The following is an 18,139-nucleotide window of genomic DNA, read 5'->3' on the forward strand; positions in this document are numbered from 1 at the left end:
CGCCTGATTCGGCGAGCGCACCCCTTTCCAGGCACGACCTTCTCCCTGACCTGATCGCTGCTGCCCTCGTCGAATCCTTCCGGCTGCCCTCTCGCAACCCTCGGAGTATTCGATGCGCAGAACTTGCGTGCCGCTGCTGTGCGCGGCACTGATCACCCCATTGGCATTCGGCCAGGCCTCGACGCCGGCCCCACCCCCTGCCCTCCCACCTGCCCTGACCCTGGAAGCCGCGCTGCAGACCGCGTTGCGCCAGAACCCGCTGCTGCGCGCCGCCGAGGCGGAGGTCGACGCCAGCCATGGCGGGCTCGACCAGGCCGGCGCACGGCCCAACCCGACCCTCGGCATCGACCAGGAGGACACGCGCCACGACACCCGCACGACGACGGTCCTGCTGAGCCAGGCGCTGGAACTCGGTGGCAAGCGATCCGCCCGCATCGGGCTGGCCCGCAGCGCACGTGAGCTGGCGCTGGCAGAACTCGCGTCGCGCCAGGCCGACGTGCGGGCCGGCACCATCCAGGCGTTCTTCGAGGCCCTGATCGCCCAGGAGCGCGTGAGGGTCGCGGAGCAGTCGCTGGACATGGCCGCCAGCGGCACCACCGCGGCGGCACGCCGCGTGACAGCGGGCAAGGTCTCGCCGACCGACGAAACGCGCGCGCGCGTCGCCGAGGCCCAGGCACGGATCGAACTGCGCCAGGCGCAAGCCGACCGGCAGGCCGCGCAGCGCGCGCTGGGTTGGGCGATGGGTGCTGCCGACAGCACGCCGTCGCCACTCGATGGCCGCCCGGAATCCTTGCCGCAACCACCTGACGCGCAAGCCCTGGCAGAGCGTGTCGCGCAGTCCCCGGTGCTGCGCCGGGCACAGGGTGAAGTGCTGCGTGCCCAGGCCGCCTACGAGCTGGAGCGCGCGCGCCGCATTCCCGACCTGACCGTGAGCCTGGGGGCCAGGCGCGCCGCGGAGAGCGGCCGGAATCAGCCGATGATCAGCCTGTCGATCCCGCTGCCGCTGTTCGACTCGAACACCGGCGCGCAGCTCGAGGCACTGCGCAAGCGCGATGCCGCCCAGGCGCTCGCCGAGGCCGAGGAGCAGCGGCTGCGCGCCGAGGTGCTGCAGACCCTCGACCAGCTGCAGGCCCGCTCCAGCGAAGCGCACGCCTTGAAGCAGGAGGTGCTGCCCGCCGCGCAAAGCGTCCACGACGCCACCAGCCGCGGCTTCGAGCTCGGCAAATTCAGCTTCCTCGACGTGCTGGACGCCCAGCGCACCTTGCTGCAGGCGCGGACCCAGTACTTCAGTGCGCTGGCCCAGGTTCACCGCGCCGCTGCCGAACTCGAGCGCCGCCTCGGCACCCCCAACGATCGCCCGCACGCGGGCCACCAACCGTGAGATCGACGATGAACAGCAAGACGAACTGGCTCGAGCGCCTGCGCGCCAGCGTGGGCCGCAAGCAACTGGCGGCCATCGCCGCGGTGCTCGCGCTCGGCAGCGTGGGTGCGGTCGCCATCCTGGGCACGCACCGCACGACGCCGGCCTCCGAAGAGGAACACGCCCATGAGCATGGACACGAAGAAGCCGGGGAGCACGCCGACGACAAGCGCCGCGAGGAAGCCGGCGAGGGCGTGATCGCCCTCTCGCCCGAACAGCTGAAGGCCGCAGGCATCCGCGTGGACGCCGCCGGTCCGGGCCTCATCCGCACCGTGCTGCAACTGCCGGGCGAGATCCGCTTCAACGAAGACCGCACGGCCCACGTCGTCCCCCGGGTCGCCGGCGTGGTCGAGGCGGTGCCGGTGGCACTCGGCCAGCAGGTGCGCCGTGGCCAGGTGCTGGCCGTGATCAGCAGCCCGACGGTGTCCGAGCAGCGCGCCGCGCTGCAAGCTGCACAGGCCCGCCACCAGCTCGCCCGCTCGACCTACGAGCGCGAGAAGACGCTGTGGGAAGAGAAGATCTCGCCGCAGCAGGATGTGCTGCAGGCCGCGAACGCATTGCGCGAGGCCGAGATCGCCGTCGACAACGCCCGCCAGAAACTGCAGGCCGTCGGCGCCGGCAGCACCGGCAATGGCACGGGCCCCTTGAACCGCTTCGAGCTGCGTGCCCCGTTCGACGGCACGGTCGTCGAGAAGCACATCGCACTCGGCGAGCAGGTGAAGGAAGACGCGCAGGTCTTCACCCTGTCCGACCTGCGCACCGTCTGGGCCCGCATCGACGTGCCGGCCAACGCGCTCCCCCAGGTGCGCGTGGGCAGCAAGGTCGCGATCCGCGCGTCCGCATTCGACCAGGTCGCGAACGGCCGCATCGCCTGGGTCGGCCCGCTGCTCGGCGAGCAAACCCGCACCGCACAGGCGCGCGTGGTGGTGGACAACCCGGGTTCGCTGTGGCGGCCCGGGCTGTTCGTGAACGCCGAGATGACGGCGAGCGAGGCGACGCTGCCCGTCACCGTGTCGGTGGACGCGATCCAGACGCTGGAGACGCGAGGGACTGGGGCGGCGACAGGGTCCGTGGTGTTCGTGCAGACCGCCGCGGGCTTCGTCGCACAACCGGTGCAGACCGGCCGCAGCGACGGCACGCGCGTCGAGATCACGAAGGGATTGCAGCCGGGTACGCGCCACGCCGGCACCGGCAGCTTCGTCCTCAAGTCCGAGGCCGGCAAGGCGTCGGCCACCCACGCGCACTGACGAGGACGATCCATGTTCGAACGCATCATCCGCTTCGCCATCGAGCACCGATGGCTGGTGCTGCTGGCCGTCCTCGGCATGGCGGCGCTGGGCATCTTCAGCTACCAGAAGCTGCCGATCGACGCCGTGCCCGACATCACCAACGTGCAGGTGCAGATCAACACCGGCGCGCCCGGCTACTCGCCGCTCGAAGCCGAGCAGCGCGTCACCTTCCCGATCGAGACGGCGATGGCCGGCCTGCCCGGCCTGCAGCAGACGCGCTCGCTGTCGCGCTACGGCCTGTCGCAGGTGACCGTGATCTTCAACGACGGCACCGACCTCTACTTCGCGCGGCAACTCGTCAACGAGCGCATCCAGGCCGCGCGTGACCAGCTGCCCGCCGGGGTGACACCGGCGATCGGTCCGATCTCCACCGGCCTCGGCGAGATCTACCAATGGACGGTCGAGGCGCAGGACGGTGCGCGCAAGCCGGACGGCCAGCCGTACACGCCGGCCGACCTGCGCGAGATCCAGGACTGGATCATCAAGCCGCAGCTGCGCACCGTGCCGGGCGTGACCGAGATCAACTCGATCGGCGGGTTCGCGAAGGCATACCAGGTCGCACCGGACCCGGGCCAGCTGCTGGCCCACGGGCTGACGCTGGCCGACGTGGTCGGTGCGCTGGAGCGCAACAACGCCAACGTCGGCGCCGGCTACATCGAGCGGCGCGGCGAGCAGTACCTGATCCGCGCGCCCGGCCAGCTGCGCTCGATGGACGACATCCGCAACGTGGTGCTGCGCAACGAGGCGGGCGTGCCGGTGCGCATCCGCGACGTGGCGAGCGTCGAGATCGGGCGCGAGCTGCGCACCGGCGCCGCCACCGACAACGGCCGCGAGGTGGTGCTCGGCACCGTCTTCATGCTGATCGGCGAGAACAGCCGCACCGTCGCGCAGGCGGTGGGCCGGCGCATGGCCGAGATCAACCGCAGCCTGCCGGCCGGCGTGCACGCGACCACGGTCTACGACCGCACGGTGCTGATCGACAAGGCGATCGCCACCGTCAAGCGGAACCTGCTGGAAGGCGCGGTGCTGGTGATCACGGTCCTGTTCCTGTTCCTCGGCAACATCCGCGCGGCGCTGCTGACGGCGATGGTGATCCCGCTGGCGATGCTGTTCACCTTCACGGGCATGGTGCAGCAGAAGGTCAGCGCCAACCTGATGAGCCTCGGGGCGCTGGACTTCGGGATCATCATCGACGGCGCGGTCGTCATCGTCGAGAACTGCATGCGGCGCCTGGCCCATGCGCAGGCGCACCACGGCCGGCCGCTGACCCGCGCCGAGCGCTTCCACGAGGTGTTCCTCGCGTCGCAGGAGGCGCGGCGGCCGCTGCTGTTCGGGCAGCTGATCATCATGGTCGTCTACCTGCCGATCTTCGCGCTGGCCGGCGTCGAGGGAAAGATGTTCCACCCGATGGCGTTCACCGTCGTGATCGCGCTGGCCGGCGCGATGCTCCTGTCGGTCACGTTCGTGCCGGCGGCGGTGGCCCTCTTCATCGGCGAACGGGTGGCCGAGAAGGAGAACCGGCTGATGTGCTGGGCGCGGCGTGCGTACGAGCCGCTGCTGCGGCGGGCGATGGCCGCCAAGCCGCTGGTGCTGACCTGCGCCGGCGTGGCGGTGCTGCTGTCGGGCCTGCTCGCGACCCGGCTGGGCAGCGAGTTCGTGCCCAGCCTCGACGAGGGCGATTTCGCGATCCAGGCGCTGCGCATCCCGGGCACCAGCCTGTCGCAGTCGGTCGCGATGCAGCAGCAGCTGGAAAGCACGTTGAAGGCGAAGTTCCCGGAGATCGAGCGGGTGTTCGCCCGCACCGGCACGGCCGAGATCGCCGCCGACCCGATGCCGCCCAACATCTCCGACGGCTACGTGATGCTCAAGCCGATGGGCGACTGGCCGCAACCGCGCAGGACGCGCGACGAACTGGTCGCGGCGGTGAAGGCCGAAGTGGCCGGGCTGCCGGGGCAGAACCACGAGTTCTCGCAGCCGATCCAGCTGCGCTTCAACGAGCTGATCTCGGGGGTGCGGGCGGACGTGGCCGTCAAGGTGTTCGGCGACGACATGGCGGTGCTCGATGCCACCGCGGCGCGGATCGCCGGTGTGCTGCAAGGCATCCCTGGTGCCGCGGAAGTGAACGTCGAGCAGACCACCGGCTTGCCGATGCTCACCGTGCAGATCGATCGCGAGAAGACGGCGCGCCATGGCCTGAACGTGCAGGACGTGCAGGACACGCTGGCCACCGCGATCGGCGGGCACGAGGCCGGCACCTTGTTCGAGGGCGATCGGCGCGTCGACATCCTGGTGCGCCTGCCGGAGCACCTGCGCTCCGACCAGGAGGCCATCCGCCGCCTGCCGATCGCGCTGCCGAAGGGAGCCGGCAACGCGCAGCGCTTCATCCCGCTGAGCGAGGTGGCCACGCTGTCGCTGGCGCCGGGCCCGAACCAGGTCAGTCGCGAAGACGGCAAGCGGCGGATCGTGGTCAGCGCCAACGTGCGCGGGCGCGACCTCGGCAGTTTCGTCGCGCAGGCCGGGCAGGCGATCCGGCAGCAGGTGACGCTGCCGAGCGGCTACTGGATGACCTGGGGCGGCCAGTTCGAGAACCTGCAGTCCGCGACGAAGCGGCTGCAGGTGGTGGTGCCGGTCTCGCTGCTGCTGGTGTTCACGCTGCTGTTCGCGATGTTCGGCAACCTCAAGGACGGCCTGCTGGTGTTCACCGGCATTCCGTTCGCGCTGACCGGCGGGATCCTCGCGCTGTGGATGCGCGGCATCCCGCTGTCGATCTCCGCGGCGGTCGGCTTCATCGCGCTGTCGGGCGTCGCGGTGCTGAACGGCCTGGTGATGCTGTCGTTCATCCGCAACCTGCGCGATCGCGGCCAGCCGCTGGATTCAGCCATCCACGAAGGGGCGCTGACGCGCCTGCGCCCGGTGCTGATGACGGCGCTGGTGGCCTCGCTCGGCTTCGTGCCGATGGCGCTCGCGACCGGCACCGGCGCCGAGGTGCAACGGCCGCTGGCCACGGTGGTGATCGGCGGGATCCTGTCGTCGACGGCGCTGACGCTGCTGGTGCTGCCGGTGCTGTACCGGCTGGCGCACCGGCGGGATGAGGAGGAGGGGGCTGTGGCGGACCGCGATCGGGTGGGGCGTGCTGGCAGCGCTTGACCGAGCGAGCGGCCAAGCCGAAGCGGCTTGGCGCGATCTGCTGGTCCGAGCGCAATCAGGACGCCGCAGGCGTCGAAGTTGGCGTCGTCGCCTTCGGGGGCTGGGTGCCGTCGGACTTGCGGCGCTTTCTGCCGCTTGCCGTCTTTCTGACTTGCTTGGCAGAAATGGTTCTCTTGCCTACGCGCTTCTTCTTTGACAGTGCCATCTCGATCCTTTGGAGTAAAGGGGTTGAGGATACCGCTTGTTCATGCGACCCTTGACAGACCCCGCGCGGTCAGTCGCCCCGCCCTCCACGACGCCAACCCCATGACATTCGAAGGCACAGACTTCGCGACGCTCAAGCGATTGCCCTCTGGCGCGCGCCTTGACGAAGACATCCAGATCGATGGCTGGATTGCGCCATTCGAACCCGCGACGGCGGCGTCCTATTTCGCCCTGCTTCCGGAGGCTGCATGCTGCGTTGGTTCCCTGCCGAGCGACACGAGGTCGCGCATCGAGGTGTTCGCGGCAGCGCCGATCGCGATCACCGGCGAGAGCGTCCGCCTCGCCGGCCGCCTGCGCGCGCTGCCGGAGGACGATCCGTCCGGCTGGAAGTTCCAGCTCCACGACGCCCGCGTGCTCTGTCGGCAGCGCGCGCCGGATGTCCGCTTCACCCGGCGCAATGCGCTGCGCACGTTGGCGTGGGCCGCGGCAGCCACGCAGCAGGCCTGCAGCAGCACGCCGGCCCACCTGCTCGCGACGCCTGCTGCGGCCTCCGCGCCGCACCCTGCGCCGAACGAGAGCCGCCGCCTGCTCGAATCCATGGTCAGCGTCGACATTCACTCGCACGCCGGCCACATCCTCGGCCTCGACCGCGTCGAGCACGGTGGCCGCTTCGCGCCGGTCGCGGACCCGATGCGCGACGGCGGCATGGCCGTGCTGTGCCTGGCCATCGTCTCCGACTCGCCGACGCACCGCGTCACCGCCGAGAAACGCATCCGGCCTTTCCGTGACCCGCAGCCCGGCGAGCTGCAGGCCTACGGTGAAGCGTCGTTCCGGCGCGTGCACGAACTCGCGCGCGCGCAGGGCTTGCGCATCGTGCGGAGCGCGCGCGACCTGGACGAAGCTCGCAGCGCAGCCCCCTCCATCATCGTCACGGCCGAAGGCGGCGACTTCCTCGAGGGCCACGCCGACCGCGTCGACGACGCCTGCGAGCGCTGGGCGCTGCGTCACCTCCAGCTCACGCACTACCGCGTCAACGAGCTCGGGGACATCCAGACCGAGCCCCCGGTGCACGGCGGCCTGACGCAAACCGGCGCCGAAGTGATACGGCGCTGCAACCGGCTCGGCATCGTGGTCGACGTCGCACACGGCACGCATGACCTCGTCCGCCAGGCCGCGTCCGTCACAGACAAGCCGCTCGTGCTGTCGCACACATCGCTGGCCGCAGCGTCGAGGCCGCACAGCCGCCTGATCGCGCCGGATCACGCGCGCGCCATCGCGGGCACCGGCGGCGTGATTGGCATCTGGCCACCGGCCTCGATCTTCCCCACCCTGGCAGCCCTGGCTGTCGGCATCGCGCGGATGGCGGACGTCGTCGGCGTCGAGCATGTCGCTCTCGGCAGCGACATGAACGGCCTGGTCGGGCCGTCGACGTTCGCCTCGTACCGCGACCTGCCGGCTCTGGCCGACGCCCTGTTGCAGCATGGGTTCAACGCAGGCGACGTGCAGCGCATCCTTGGTGGCAACTACGCTCGCGTGTTCCGCGCGAGCCTCGGTGACGGTGCCGTGCCATCGCAGGTCGCGTCGTCCGGCGGGGCAACGTAGTCAGAGCCTGGCGGCCACCATCGCCGCGAAGGGCTCAGTCCGGCCACAACCTGCCATTCGCGACCGGCGATTTCTGCACCCGGCGCACTGCGGCGATCTGGTCGAGCTGTCGAACCGCGAACGCGGTCAGCTGCTGCCCTTGAGCTTGCCGACGACGAACAGCAGCACGATGGCGCCGATGACCGAGGCGATCCATCCGGCCGGCTGCCCCACCGAATACCAGCCTATCGCCTGGCCGACGAAGCCAGCGATCATCGAGCCGGCGATGCCTAGCAGGCAGGTCAGGATCCAGCCCATCTTCTGCTCGCCTGGCAGCAGAAAGCGCGCGACCGCGCCGACGATCAGCCCGACGAGGATGGTGCCGATGATGCCCATGGTGTTGGCTCTCTCGTGTGATGGAGGTTGAAGATCCTGCCAGACCGAGCATGCCACAACCCCGCGAACGGACGGGCGTGTGTTGATGGCTTCCGCGCCCCGCTCTGCAGCCGAGTCTTGGCTGCGGCGCCCGGCCTGCCGATGCGTGGCGTCTGATGCGAGGCCCGAAGCAAGAAGGGAACCACGGCCCTTCACGCGATGCACGGCGTTGTCGACGGGTTCGCCTTTGCTGTCTGTGGCGATGGCCACGCTCTTGCTCTACGCTCAGGGTGTTGACCACTGGGGAGCACGATGACGAAGCCGAGCACCACCGCCCTTGACCACATGCACCAGACTCTCCAGTCCTATGAAGGTTCTGCACGTGAGTACGACAAGCTCGTCGACCCACATCGACCTCCGCACATCCAGAAGGCGCTGCGGCGACTGGTCGAGGTCCTGCCGCCCGGAGGACGGGTGCTGGAGATCGGCTCGGGGCCGGGTCGCGACGCGGATGTCCTCGAGTCGCTCGGATTGGTGGTCCGGCGCACCGACGCGACCCAGGCCTTCGTCGATCTGATGGTGGAGCGAGGCAAGCATGCCGAGCTGTTGAACGTCGTGACCGACGAACTCGGAGGGTCCTACCATGGCGTGCTCGCCATGGGTGTGTTGATCCATGTCGATCGGAACCAGACCGACGCCGTCCTGCGCAAGATCCACACCGCACTGAGGCCGGGCGGGGCGTTCCTCGCCGCGATGCGCGAGGGCGAAGGCGAGACGACCGGTGAATACCACACCRTGTGCTGGACGCGCGAGCGCTTCACGGAACGGCTCGCCGCGGCCGGCCTCTCGGTCAGTTGGGACGCGGACAGCGTGGGGCGCGACGGCAACAACTGGGTCACCTACCTCGCGCGCCGCGCGCCATGAACTCCCAGCCTTGTGGCGACGAGATCAGAGCATCGGATGTCTCTTCCGGGTCGACAGCTCTACTTCGCAGCGCACCCGGCCGGTCGGATCTCAGAAGCTTGCCCAGCGGTCGGTGCCGGTTCTTGCGGCGGCGGGCGCGCCTGCCGATTCGACAAGCGTCCGCGGCGCGACCTGGATCCTGGCCGCCACATCGCCGTGCGCCAGCTTGAAGACCGCCATGGTCTGCACCAATTGCAGCGCCTGCGCCTTCAGGCTCTCGGCCGCAGCAGCGCTTTCTTCCACCAGGGCTGCGTTCTGCTGCGTGACCTGATCCATCTGGCTGACGGCATCCCCGATCTGAGAGACCCCGGCGCTCTGCTCGGTGCTGGCCGAACTGATCTCCCCCATGATGTCGGTCACGCGCCTGATCGAGTCGACCACTTCGGTCATCGTGACGCCGGCTTGATCAACCAGCGCCGAGCCCTGTTCAACACGCTCCACGCTGGCGCCGATCAAGCTCTTGATTTCCTTGGCCGCTTCAGCCGATCGGCCGGCAAGATTGCGCACCTCGGTCGCCACCACCGCGAAGCCGCGGCCCTGTTCACCGGCGCGTGCCGCTTCCACGGCTGCGTTCAGCGCCAGGATGTTGGTCTGGAAGGCGATGCCGTCGATGACCCCGATGATGTCGACGATCTTCTTMGAACTGTCGTTGATGGCCTTCATGGTGCTCACGACCTGGCCGACCACTTCACCACCCTTGATGGCCACCGTGCTGGCGTTCAGCGCGAGCTGATTGGCCTGCCTGGCGTTGTCGGCATTCTGCTTGACCGTGGAACTGAGTTGCTCCATCGAGGCCGCGGTCTCTTCGAGCGCCGAGGCCTGCTCTTCGGTGCGCTGGCTCAAGTCCATGTTGCCTCGAGCGATCTGAGCCGAGGCGGTGGCAACCGACTCCGAGTTCCGCAGCACGCTCGATACCACCTTGGAGAGGTTGGCCTGCATCCCCTTGAGCTGGGCCATCATGCTCGTGGTGTCGCCTTGCCTGAGGTTGATCGTCACGCTGAGGTCGCCGGCGGCGACGCTTCGCGCCAGGTCGGCAGCCTCGCCCGGCTCGCCTCCGAGTTGGCGTCCGAGGGAGCGCACCAGGACGACACCGAAAATCCCGGCAAACAGCAAGCCCCCCAGGATGGTCGTGATCGAGATCGCACGAATCGTCGCGTAGCGTGTGGCGGCCTCCTCGTACTCCCTGCGTGCTTCGTCGATCTGGATCTTGACGAGCGCATCGATGCCCTGTGCGAGCGGGATGAACAGCGGCCGAATCTTCTGCGTCACCAGGCGCCTGGCCTCCGTCAAGTCGTTGGCACGAAGCGCAACCAGTGCAGGCATCAAGGCTTCCTGGAGAAACTGCTTGCGGGACTCGACGAACGCCTTCGAGATCTTCCCTTCCTCCGGCGTCAGATTCGTCGCCGCATAGTCGCCCCAGACCTTGCTGGCCTTGGCGATGTTGGCTTCGATCTCGGCGGTCATCTCGGTGATTTTCTCGGCCGTCGGGGTGACCAGCGAGATGTTGAGGTTCATTCGGTTGATCAGCTGCAAGGCTCGGATCTCGCCCAGTTGCGAGGCCGGCACGGTGCGATCCGCGTAGACGGATTTCAATGCGTCGTTGGACCGGCCGATGCCGTACAGGCCGAGGCTGCCGATCGCCACGAGCAGCGCCGAGAGGACGCCGATCAGCATCATCAGCCGAGTGGAAACCTTGAGAGTGCTCATGGCGAGGGCCTTTGGATGGGCGCGGTTGCGCAGCGCAGGTTGACTGCGCCCTTGACGAAGGCGGGGGCGTTGGCGGCCAGCGAGGGAGGGCTGGCGGCCGGGGCAATGGCCGGGCTGGTGGTCACAGGCGGTCCGTTCGAGCTTCGGCACGGACCGCCCGTGGGGAGGATTCCCGCGGGGCGCAATGACGTAAGAGGGTTGTCGGTCTTCGCAGGGGCGCCTTGAGACGTCGAGCGGTTGAATGTCTCAACCTTGGGCGAATTCACCGCGCTGTATGGCAGCTGCAGCGCCCAGGGCGCCAGGTGGGTGAAGGGTGAGTCGAGCGATTCCAGCTCGAACGAATCCGGAGCCGTTCTTCTCCTGACCGACTGATCGCCGTTCGGCGCGGATCACCTCGATCCGCAGCCGGCGCCTGTCTCACGAGTTGAACCGCAGGATCCGCCATGGCATCCCAAGCCGCCCCGTCCACCCCCGAATCCGCCGTGCTGCTCGGCTTGCTCTACCCGCTGCTGGGCACTTCGATGCTCGTCGCGCTGCTCGTCGATGCCGTCGTGCCGCAGCGCTGGCACGAGCGGTTCGGGCTGTAGTCGCTCCACGTGTGCGCCTGTTGGTGACTCGCAACGCAGCAGGCCGCTGCCGCTTGCACACTCGCGTCCTCGCCCGCATCATTCGCGACCATTGCTGAAGGCGCCCACGACAGCGCCCGCATGACGGAGATCCCTCTTATGTCCTCCCTGTTCATCTCGACGATCGACTGAACACGGTTCCCGAGCCCCGGCTGAACCGTGTCTGTTCACAGATACGGCCTCAGACCGCGCGGCACGCAAAGCCCCGCAGCCATCGAGCCGGGGCTTTTGCTTTTCGGAAACCGAATGAGTGCACAACTCCGTTCCCGCGCCCTCCAGGAGGGGCGAGTCAAGGCCCTGCGCCGCATGAAACAACCGATGACGCTGATGCTCGAAACGAGCACCGGCCAACCCGGCGTGCGCGGCGCAGGCGACTACATCCAGAGCCGCAGCGCGCAGCGCCGTGCCGACCGCGTGGCACTGCAGGCGCTGCTGCGGCGGGAGGATCGCGATGACTGACTCCAACGACCTGCGCACGCCCGTGCGCGAACACCTGGCGCAGCGAAACTACCAGCTGCAGCAGATCGCCGCCCAGCTCAAGACCGAGCTGTTCGGCATCGACGCCATCATCGACCGCGTCATCGATTCGGTGCGCGCCTGGTATGTGCTGCCCGAGCTCGTCTCGCGGCCCGTCATCGTCTGCCTCTGGGGCCTGACCGGCACCGGCAAGACCCAGCTCGTGCGGCGCCTGGCGCAATTGCTGGGCTTCTACGACCGCTTCGTCGAAGTGCAGATGGACGGCTTCTCCAACGGCGCGAGCTGGCGCGGCGCGCAGAGCATCTCGGGCATGCTGGCGCAGTCCGGCGTGCGCGAGGGCGAGCCGGGCATCCTCTCGCTCGACGAGTTCCAGCGCTTCCGCACCATCGATGCCAAGCGCGGCGAGCTGCGCGTCGAGCGCTATCAAGACGTCTGGGCCCTGCTCTCCGACGGCCGCCTGCCGCCCGGGCTCTCGCTGCTGGGCGACATCGAATCGTCGATCGCCGAAGCCGCCTTCGACGCCGAACGCGCCGAGGCCAGCGACGCGAAACTGCGCTTCAAGCTGCGCAGCTGGGAGGCGCAGGAGCTGCAGCGCAACCTCAAGCTCGACGAGCCGCTGATGGAGATCATGGCCTGGACGCCCGAGCAGATCCAGCAGCGCCTGCGCGACTTCCGCGAGCGCGGCCAGCAGCAATGGGAGACCGACTACAGCCGCCTGCTCGTCTTCGTCTGCGGCAACCTCGACGAGATGTACGAAGGTCTCGCCACCAGCGTGGACGACTGCGACAGCGACGCCGACATCTTCCACGCGCTGACCGGCCGATTGAGCGTCATCGATGTCAAGCAGGCACTCAACAAGCGTTTCAAGCCCGAGCAGGTGGCGCGCCTGGGCAACGAGCATGTGATCTACCCCTCGCTCTCGCGCCGGGCGTACGAGCAGCTGATCGAACAGGGCTGCGCCCGCTATGCCCACGAGACCGAGGCCCGCTGCGGCCTGCGCTTCGAGCTGGCCGCCAGCGTGCGCGAGCAGATCTACGCCAACGCGGTGTTCCCGGCCCAGGGCAGCCGGCCGCTGTTCTCGTCGCTGCACGCGATCCTCGGCGCGGGCCTCGCCAAGGCCGCGCTGTGGGCGCTCGAACTCGGCGCCGAGGCCGGCGACAGCGTGGGCCTCGCGGCCGACGGCCGCAGCCTGGTCGCGCAGTGGCGAGGCCGGTCGCACGCCATCGCCGCGCCGTTCGAGATCGGCCGCCTGCGCCAGCGCAACAACGCCGACTTCCGCGCGCTGCTGGCGGTGCACGAGGCCGGCCACGGCCTGGTGCACGCCCTGCTCTTCGGCCGCGCGCCGCAGGAGATCAAGATCCACGTGGCGAGCTTCGAGGGCGGCTACAACGCCTACAGCGCGCGCACGGTCTGGTCGCGCCGCAATCTGCTCGACGCCATCTGCACCAGCCTCGCCGGCCGCGCCGCCGAGCTGATCGTCTTCGGGTCCGAACTGAGCTCCAGCGGTGCCGAGAGCGACCTGCGCAAGGCCACCGAAAAGGCCGCCCGCATGCTGCGCCACCTCGGCCACGGCCCGCGCATCGGCCGCAGCGACGTGTCCACCAGCAGCGACGACAACCTGTGCACCGACGTGGAGGCCACCAACGCGCCGATCGAAGCGCTGCTGCAGGCCGAGCACGCACGCGCCACCAGCCTGATCGAAACGCATCGCGACGCGCTGCTGGCGCTGGTGGACGAGTTGCTGGAACAGGGGCAGGTCACGCCGGCACGGTTCGCAGCGGTGGTCGGGCTGCCGCTCGCGCGGCACGAGGACGCGCTGGATCCGTACGCGGAGAAGCTGGCGGACTTCCGGACTGGATCGCCCCGGAAGTCACACCCTCACTCGACGGCCTCCGTCAGCACGCCGCGCCCATAGCCCACGCTGGCCGCCGGCGTGCCGCCGGCCGTGACGGCGACCGCGCAGTACTTGAACTCCGGGATCTTGCCGAACGGATCGAGTGCCGCGTTGGTCAGCAGGTTCGCGGCCGCCTCGTAGTAGGCGAACGGAATGAAGACGGTGCCGATGGGGGTGCCGTCGTCGCGCCGCACGCTCAGCGCCACTTCGCCACGCCGTGACCGCACGGTGATGACGTCGCCCGCGTTGACCTGCAGCTTGCGCAGGTCGCCGCCGTTCATCGACGCGGTGGCCACCGGCTCGATCGCATCGAGCACGCTCGCGCGCCGCGTCATGCTGCCGGTGTGCCAGTGCTCCAGCTGCCGGCCGGTGATCAGCACGAACGGGAAGTCCGCATCCGGCCGCTCGTTGGCCGGGATGATGTCCGCCGGCACCAGCTTGACCCGGCCGTCGCGGGTCGGGAACGTGTCGATGAAGACGGTCGGCCGGCCCGGATCGTCGTCGGTCAGGCACGGGTAGGTCACGCTCTGCTCGCGCTCGATGCGCTCCCAGCTGATGCCGCTGATGGCGGTGTGCATCGCCTGGCGCATCTCCTCGTAGACCTCGGCCACGCCGCACTCCGGCCCCTGGTAGTTCCAGGGCAGGCCCATGCGCCGCGCGATCTCCTGGATGATCCAGAGATCGGGCTTCGCATCGCCCGGCGGCGTCAGCGCGCGGCGCCCCATCTGCACCATGCGGTCGGTGTTGGTCACCGTGCCGGTCTTCTCCGGCCAGGCGCTGGCGGGCAGCACGATGTCGGCGTACCAGGCCGTCTCGGTCATGAAGATGTCCTGCACCACCAGGTGCTCGAGCGAGGTCAGCGCATGGCGGGCATGGTTCAGGTCGGGATCGCTCATGGCCGGGTTCTCGCCCATGATGTACATGCCGCGGATCTTGTGCGGATCGGTTTCCGGCGCGAGCGCCTTGTGCATGATCTCGACCACCGTGTAGCCGGGCTTGTCGTCGAGCGGCGTGTTCCAGAACTTCTCGAACCAGGCGTGCGCATCCGCGTTGTCGACGCGCTGGTAGTTCGGCAGCATCATCGGGATCAGCCCCGCGTCGCTCGCGCCCTGGACGTTGTTCTGGCCGCGCAGCGGGTGCAGGCCGCTGCCCGGCTTGCCGATCTGGCCGGTGACGCTCACCAGCGCGATCAGGCAGCGCGCGTTGTCGGTGCCGTGCACGTGCTGGCTGATGCCCATGCCCCACAGGATCATCGACGCCTTGCTGGTCGCGAACTCGCGCGCCACCTCGCGGATCGTCTGCGCCGGAATGCCGCAGATCGGCGCCATCGCTTCGGCGCTGTAGCCCTTCACGTTCTCCTTGAGCGCCTCGAAGTTGTTCGCGCGCCGCGCGATGAAGTCTTCGTCGACGAGGCCTTCGTCGATGACCGTGTGGATCAGCGCGTTGAGCAGCGCCACGTCGGTGTCGGCGTTGAACTGCAGCGTGCGCCACGCGTGGCGGCCGATGTCGGTGATGCGCGGATCGGCGAGCACGATCTTCGTGCCGCGCTGGGCGGCGTTCTTCATCCAGGTGGCCGCCACCGGGTGGTTGGCCGTCGGGTTCGAGCCGATGACGAGGATCAGGCCCGCATGCTCGACATCGTTGACCTGGTTGCTCACCGCCGCGGAGCCGACCCCTTCGAGCAGCGCCGCGACGCTGGACGCGTGGCACAGCCGCGTGCAGTGGTCGACGTTGTTGCTGCCGAAGCCGGTGCGCACCAGCTTCTGGAACAGGTAGGCCTCCTCGTTGCTGCCCTTGGCCGATCCGAAGCCGGCCAGCGCCTTCAGGCCGTGCGTGTCGCGCAGCGCGGTGAGCTTGCTGGCGGYGAGGTCGAGCGCCTCCTCCCAGGTCGCTTCGCGGAACACCTCGCTCCAGTCGGCGGGGTCGCCGATGGCATCGGGATGCTTGGGCACGCCCGGCTTGCGGATCAGCGGCTTCGTCAGGCGCTGCGGATGGTGGGCGTAGTCGAAGCCGAAGCGCCCCTTCACGCACAGGCGGCTGTGGTTGGCCGGGCCGTCGCGCCCGTCGACGCTGACGATCTGCTCGTCCTTCACGTTGTAGGTGAGCAGGCAGCCGACGCCGCAGAACGGGCAGACGGAATCGACCTTGCGATCGACCTCCTGCGCGCCGATGTGGCTCTTGGGCATCAGCGCACCGGTCGGGCAGGCCTGCACGCACTCGCCGCAGGCCACGCAGGTGCTGTCGCCCATGCCGTCCTGCAGGTCGAACACGATGGCGCTGTCATGCCCGCGGAAGGCATAGCCGATCACGTCGTTGACCTGCTCCTCGCGGCACGCGCGAACGCAGCGGTTGCACTGGATGCACGAATCCARGTTCACCGCCATTGCCGGATGGGACAGGTCGGGCGCCGGCTGCTCGCGGGCGATCGCCGCCAGCGCGGGGCGCACGTTCACCTCCATGCGCGAGGCCCAGTCGCTGAGCTCGCCGTGCTGYCGGGTCGCGTCGTCGCCGATCCACTTGTGGCCCTGCGCCGGCATGTCGGAGAGCAGCATCTCGAGCACCATCTTCTGGCTCTTGACGGCGCGCTCGCTGGTGGCCCGCACCTTCATGCCGGCGGTGGGCGCGCGGCAGCAACTCGGCGCGAGCGTACGCTCGCCGTCGATCTCGACCATGCACGAGCGGCAATTGCCGTCGGCCCGGTAGCCCGGCGTGTAGCACAGGCGGGGGATGCTCACGCCATGGCGGTCGGCCACCTGCAGGATGGTCTCGCCGCCGAAGGCCTGGACGGGCTCGCCGTCCAGCATGAACTCGACGCTGGGGATCAACGCATTTCGTTCCGGCGCATTCATCACGACACCTCGTGCGGAAAGTATTTCTGGACGCAACGCACCGGGTTCGGCGCCGCCTGGCCGAGGCCGCAGATCGAGGCGTCGACCATCACCTGGTTCAGGTCTTCCAGCGTGCCGTGGTCCCACAGCGGCTCGGCCATCAACGCGGCCGCCTTGCTGGTGCCGACCCGGCACGGCGTGCACTGGCCGCAGCTCTCGTGCTCGAAGAACTTCATCATGTTCATCGCGGCGTCGCGCGCCTTGTCGTGCTGGCTCAGCACGATGACGGCCGCCGAGCCGATGAAGCAGCCGTGCGGTTGCAGCGTGTCGAAATCGAGCGGCAGGTCGGCGAGGCTCGCCGGCAGGATCCCGCCGGATGCGCCGCCGGGCAGGTAGGCGTAGAGGTCGTGGCCGGGCAGCATGCCGCCGCAGTACTCGTCCACCAGCTCGCGCACGCTGATGCCTGCCGGCGCCAGCTTGACGCCCGGCTCGCGCACGCGGCCGCTGACGCTGAACGAGCGCAGCCCGTGGCGCCCGTTGCGGCCAGGGCCGCTGAACCAGGCCGGGCCGCGCTGGACGATGTCGCGCACCCAGTACAGCGTCTCGAAGTTGTGCTCGAGCGTCGGCCGCCCGAACAGGCCGATCTGCGCGATGTACGGCGGGCGCATCCGCGGTTCGCCACGCTTGCCTTCGATGCTCTCGATCATCGCGGACTCCTCGCCGCAGATGTAGGCACCGGCGCCGCGCCGCAATTCGATGTGCGGCAGCGTGCACGGCGGGTCGGCCTTCAGCCGCGCCAGCTCGCGCTCGAGGATCGCGCGGCAGCCGTGGTACTCGTCGCGCAGGTAGATGTAGCAGGCCCCGGTGCCCACCACCGCGGCGGCGACCAGCAGGCCCTCGAGGAAGCGGTGTGGATCGCGTTCGAGGTAGGTGCGGTCCTTGAACGTGCCGGGCTCGCCTTCGTCGATGTTGACGGCCATCACGCGCGGGGCCGGCTGCTGCATCACGATGCCCCACTTGCGCCCGGCCGGGAATCCCGCGCCGCCCAGCCCGCGCAGGCCGGAATCGGTCATCGCCTTCAACACGTCGGCCGCCACGACCTGCCCGGACGTGACCCCTGCCGCGAGCTGGTAGCCCCCACCCTGCCGGTAGGCGTCGTAGCCGACGTAGGCCGGCGCCACTTCGTGCGGTGCACTGGTGATCGGCGCGGTGCCGGCAGCGCCGGCGTCGAAGGCGCCATCGTCGCGCGGCAGCGCATGGCGGGCCGAACCCGCATCGACAGCGGCCTGCACATCCGCCGCCCTGGCATGCACCACCGGCGCCTGCCCGACGATCGCGACCGGCGCCTGTTCGCAACGGCCCACGCAAGGTGCCGGGATGACCCGGACGTCGGCGCCCAGCAGCGACGGCAGGCGCGCGAGCAGGTCTTGCGCGCCGGACATCTCGCACGACAGCCCGTCGCACACGCGCACCGTGAGCGATGCCGGCTGCTCATCGCCGCGCAGGATCTCGAAGTGGTGATAGAAGGTCGCGACCTCGAAGACCTCGGCCATCGACAGCTTCAGCTCGCGGGCCAGCGCCACCAGGTGCCGGTCGTGCAGGCCGTTCCACGCATCGTTGAGCAGGTG

General features: G+C 69.2%; 12 protein-coding genes. 8 read left to right on the forward strand and 4 right to left on the reverse strand.

The genetic code is table 11. The annotated features are described in order from the left end of the window. Nucleotides 1-112 precede the first annotated feature (112 nt). From AC1D15_RS04625 to AC1D15_RS04640, 4 genes are all read left to right on the forward strand, one after another. Nucleotides 113-1,381, forward strand: a complete 1,269-nt coding sequence (locus tag AC1D15_RS04625) for a TolC family protein (RefSeq protein ID WP_477825086.1) — start codon at nucleotides 113-115, stop codon at nucleotides 1,379-1,381. An 8-nt stretch (nucleotides 1,382-1,389) separates the two neighbouring features. Beyond that, nucleotides 1,390-2,667 (forward strand): efflux RND transporter periplasmic adaptor subunit, encoded by a 1,278-nt coding sequence (locus tag AC1D15_RS04630; protein ID WP_477825087.1) that lies wholly within the window; start codon nucleotides 1,390-1,392, stop codon nucleotides 2,665-2,667. 12 nt (nucleotides 2,668-2,679) lie between these two features. Further along, nucleotides 2,680-5,856 (forward strand): CusA/CzcA family heavy metal efflux RND transporter, encoded by a 3,177-nt coding sequence (locus tag AC1D15_RS04635; RefSeq protein ID WP_477825088.1) that lies wholly within the window; start codon nucleotides 2,680-2,682, stop codon nucleotides 5,854-5,856. A gap of 306 nt (nucleotides 5,857-6,162) precedes the next feature. Further along, nucleotides 6,163-7,662 carry a dipeptidase gene (locus AC1D15_RS04640; RefSeq protein WP_477825089.1) on the forward strand — a complete coding sequence of 500 codons (1,500 nt, stop codon included), beginning with the start codon at nucleotides 6,163-6,165 and terminating at the stop codon, nucleotides 7,660-7,662. 126 nt (nucleotides 7,663-7,788) lie between these two features. Here the strand turns inward: AC1D15_RS04640 and AC1D15_RS04645 are convergent, their stop codons facing one another. Continuing rightward, nucleotides 7,789-8,037, reverse strand: coding sequence for a GlsB/YeaQ/YmgE family stress response membrane protein (locus AC1D15_RS04645; RefSeq protein WP_168562611.1), 249 nt, complete (start codon nucleotides 8,035-8,037; stop codon nucleotides 7,789-7,791). Between the two features lie 291 nt (nucleotides 8,038-8,328). Between AC1D15_RS04645 and AC1D15_RS04650 the strand changes: the two genes are divergently transcribed. Then, entirely contained in the window at nucleotides 8,329-8,940 is a 612-nt protein-coding gene (locus AC1D15_RS04650) for a class I SAM-dependent methyltransferase (RefSeq protein WP_477825090.1), read from the forward strand. Between the two features lie 90 nt (nucleotides 8,941-9,030). On the opposite strand, the gene AC1D15_RS04655 is transcribed toward AC1D15_RS04650, so the two are convergent. Next, nucleotides 9,031-10,686 carry a methyl-accepting chemotaxis protein gene (locus AC1D15_RS04655; protein ID WP_477825091.1) on the reverse strand — a complete coding sequence of 552 codons (1,656 nt, stop codon included), beginning with the start codon at nucleotides 10,684-10,686 and terminating at the stop codon, nucleotides 9,031-9,033. Between the two features lie 443 nt (nucleotides 10,687-11,129). Between AC1D15_RS04655 and AC1D15_RS04660 the strand changes: the two genes are divergently transcribed. The 3 genes from AC1D15_RS04660 (at nucleotide 11,130) to AC1D15_RS04670 (ending at nucleotide 13,704) form a co-directional block, all read left to right on the forward strand. Continuing rightward, nucleotides 11,130-11,273: a hypothetical protein gene (locus AC1D15_RS04660; protein ID WP_477825092.1), complete on the forward strand. Its 144-nt coding sequence runs from the start codon at nucleotides 11,130-11,132 to the stop codon at nucleotides 11,271-11,273. Nucleotides 11,274-11,618: 345 nt separating this feature from the next. Next, a complete protein-coding gene (locus AC1D15_RS04665) occupies nucleotides 11,619-11,771 on the forward strand; it encodes a hypothetical protein (RefSeq protein WP_465112895.1) in 153 nt (50 codons plus the stop codon). Beyond that, nucleotides 11,764-13,704 carry an AAA family ATPase gene (locus AC1D15_RS04670; protein WP_477825093.1) on the forward strand — a complete coding sequence of 647 codons (1,941 nt, stop codon included), beginning with the start codon at nucleotides 11,764-11,766 and terminating at the stop codon, nucleotides 13,702-13,704. Before AC1D15_RS04665 ends, AC1D15_RS04670 begins: the two co-directional genes overlap by 8 nt. On the opposite strand, the gene fdhF is transcribed toward AC1D15_RS04670, so the two are convergent. Beyond that, nucleotides 13,668-16,532: a formate dehydrogenase subunit alpha gene (fdhF, locus tag AC1D15_RS04675; RefSeq protein ID WP_477825094.1), complete on the reverse strand. Its 2,865-nt coding sequence runs from the start codon at nucleotides 16,530-16,532 to the stop codon at nucleotides 13,668-13,670. The two genes, AC1D15_RS04670 and fdhF, sit on opposite strands and share 37 nt — an antisense overlap. Continuing rightward, nucleotides 16,532-18,139 (reverse strand): NADH-ubiquinone oxidoreductase-F iron-sulfur binding region domain-containing protein (locus AC1D15_RS04680; RefSeq protein WP_477825095.1); only part of this gene is annotated, 1,608 nt, incomplete at its 5' end. The genes AC1D15_RS04680 and fdhF, both read right to left, overlap by 1 nt.

This window comes from Rhizobacter sp. P2_H2, assembly GCF_056403375.1.

Bases quoted from the DNA above. Each gene is read 5' to 3' on its own strand.
- AC1D15_RS04625 (WP_477825086.1), top strand. From the start codon at position 113: ATGCGCAGAACTTGCGTGCCGCTGCTGTGCGCGGCACTGATCACCCCA.
- AC1D15_RS04630 (WP_477825087.1), top strand. From the start codon at position 1,390: ATGAACAGCAAGACGAACTGGCTCGAGCGCCTGCGCGCCAGCGTGGGC.
- AC1D15_RS04635 (WP_477825088.1), top strand. From the start codon at position 2,680: ATGTTCGAACGCATCATCCGCTTCGCCATCGAGCACCGATGGCTGGTG.
- AC1D15_RS04640 (WP_477825089.1), top strand. From the start codon at position 6,163: ATGACATTCGAAGGCACAGACTTCGCGACGCTCAAGCGATTGCCCTCT.
- AC1D15_RS04645 (WP_168562611.1), bottom strand. From the start codon at position 8,037: ATGGGCATCATCGGCACCATCCTCGTCGGGCTGATCGTCGGCGCGGTC.
- AC1D15_RS04660 (WP_477825092.1), top strand. From the start codon at position 11,130: ATGGCATCCCAAGCCGCCCCGTCCACCCCCGAATCCGCCGTGCTGCTC.
- AC1D15_RS04665 (WP_465112895.1), top strand. From the start codon at position 11,619: ATGAAACAACCGATGACGCTGATGCTCGAAACGAGCACCGGCCAACCC.
- AC1D15_RS04670 (WP_477825093.1), top strand. From the start codon at position 11,764: ATGACTGACTCCAACGACCTGCGCACGCCCGTGCGCGAACACCTGGCG.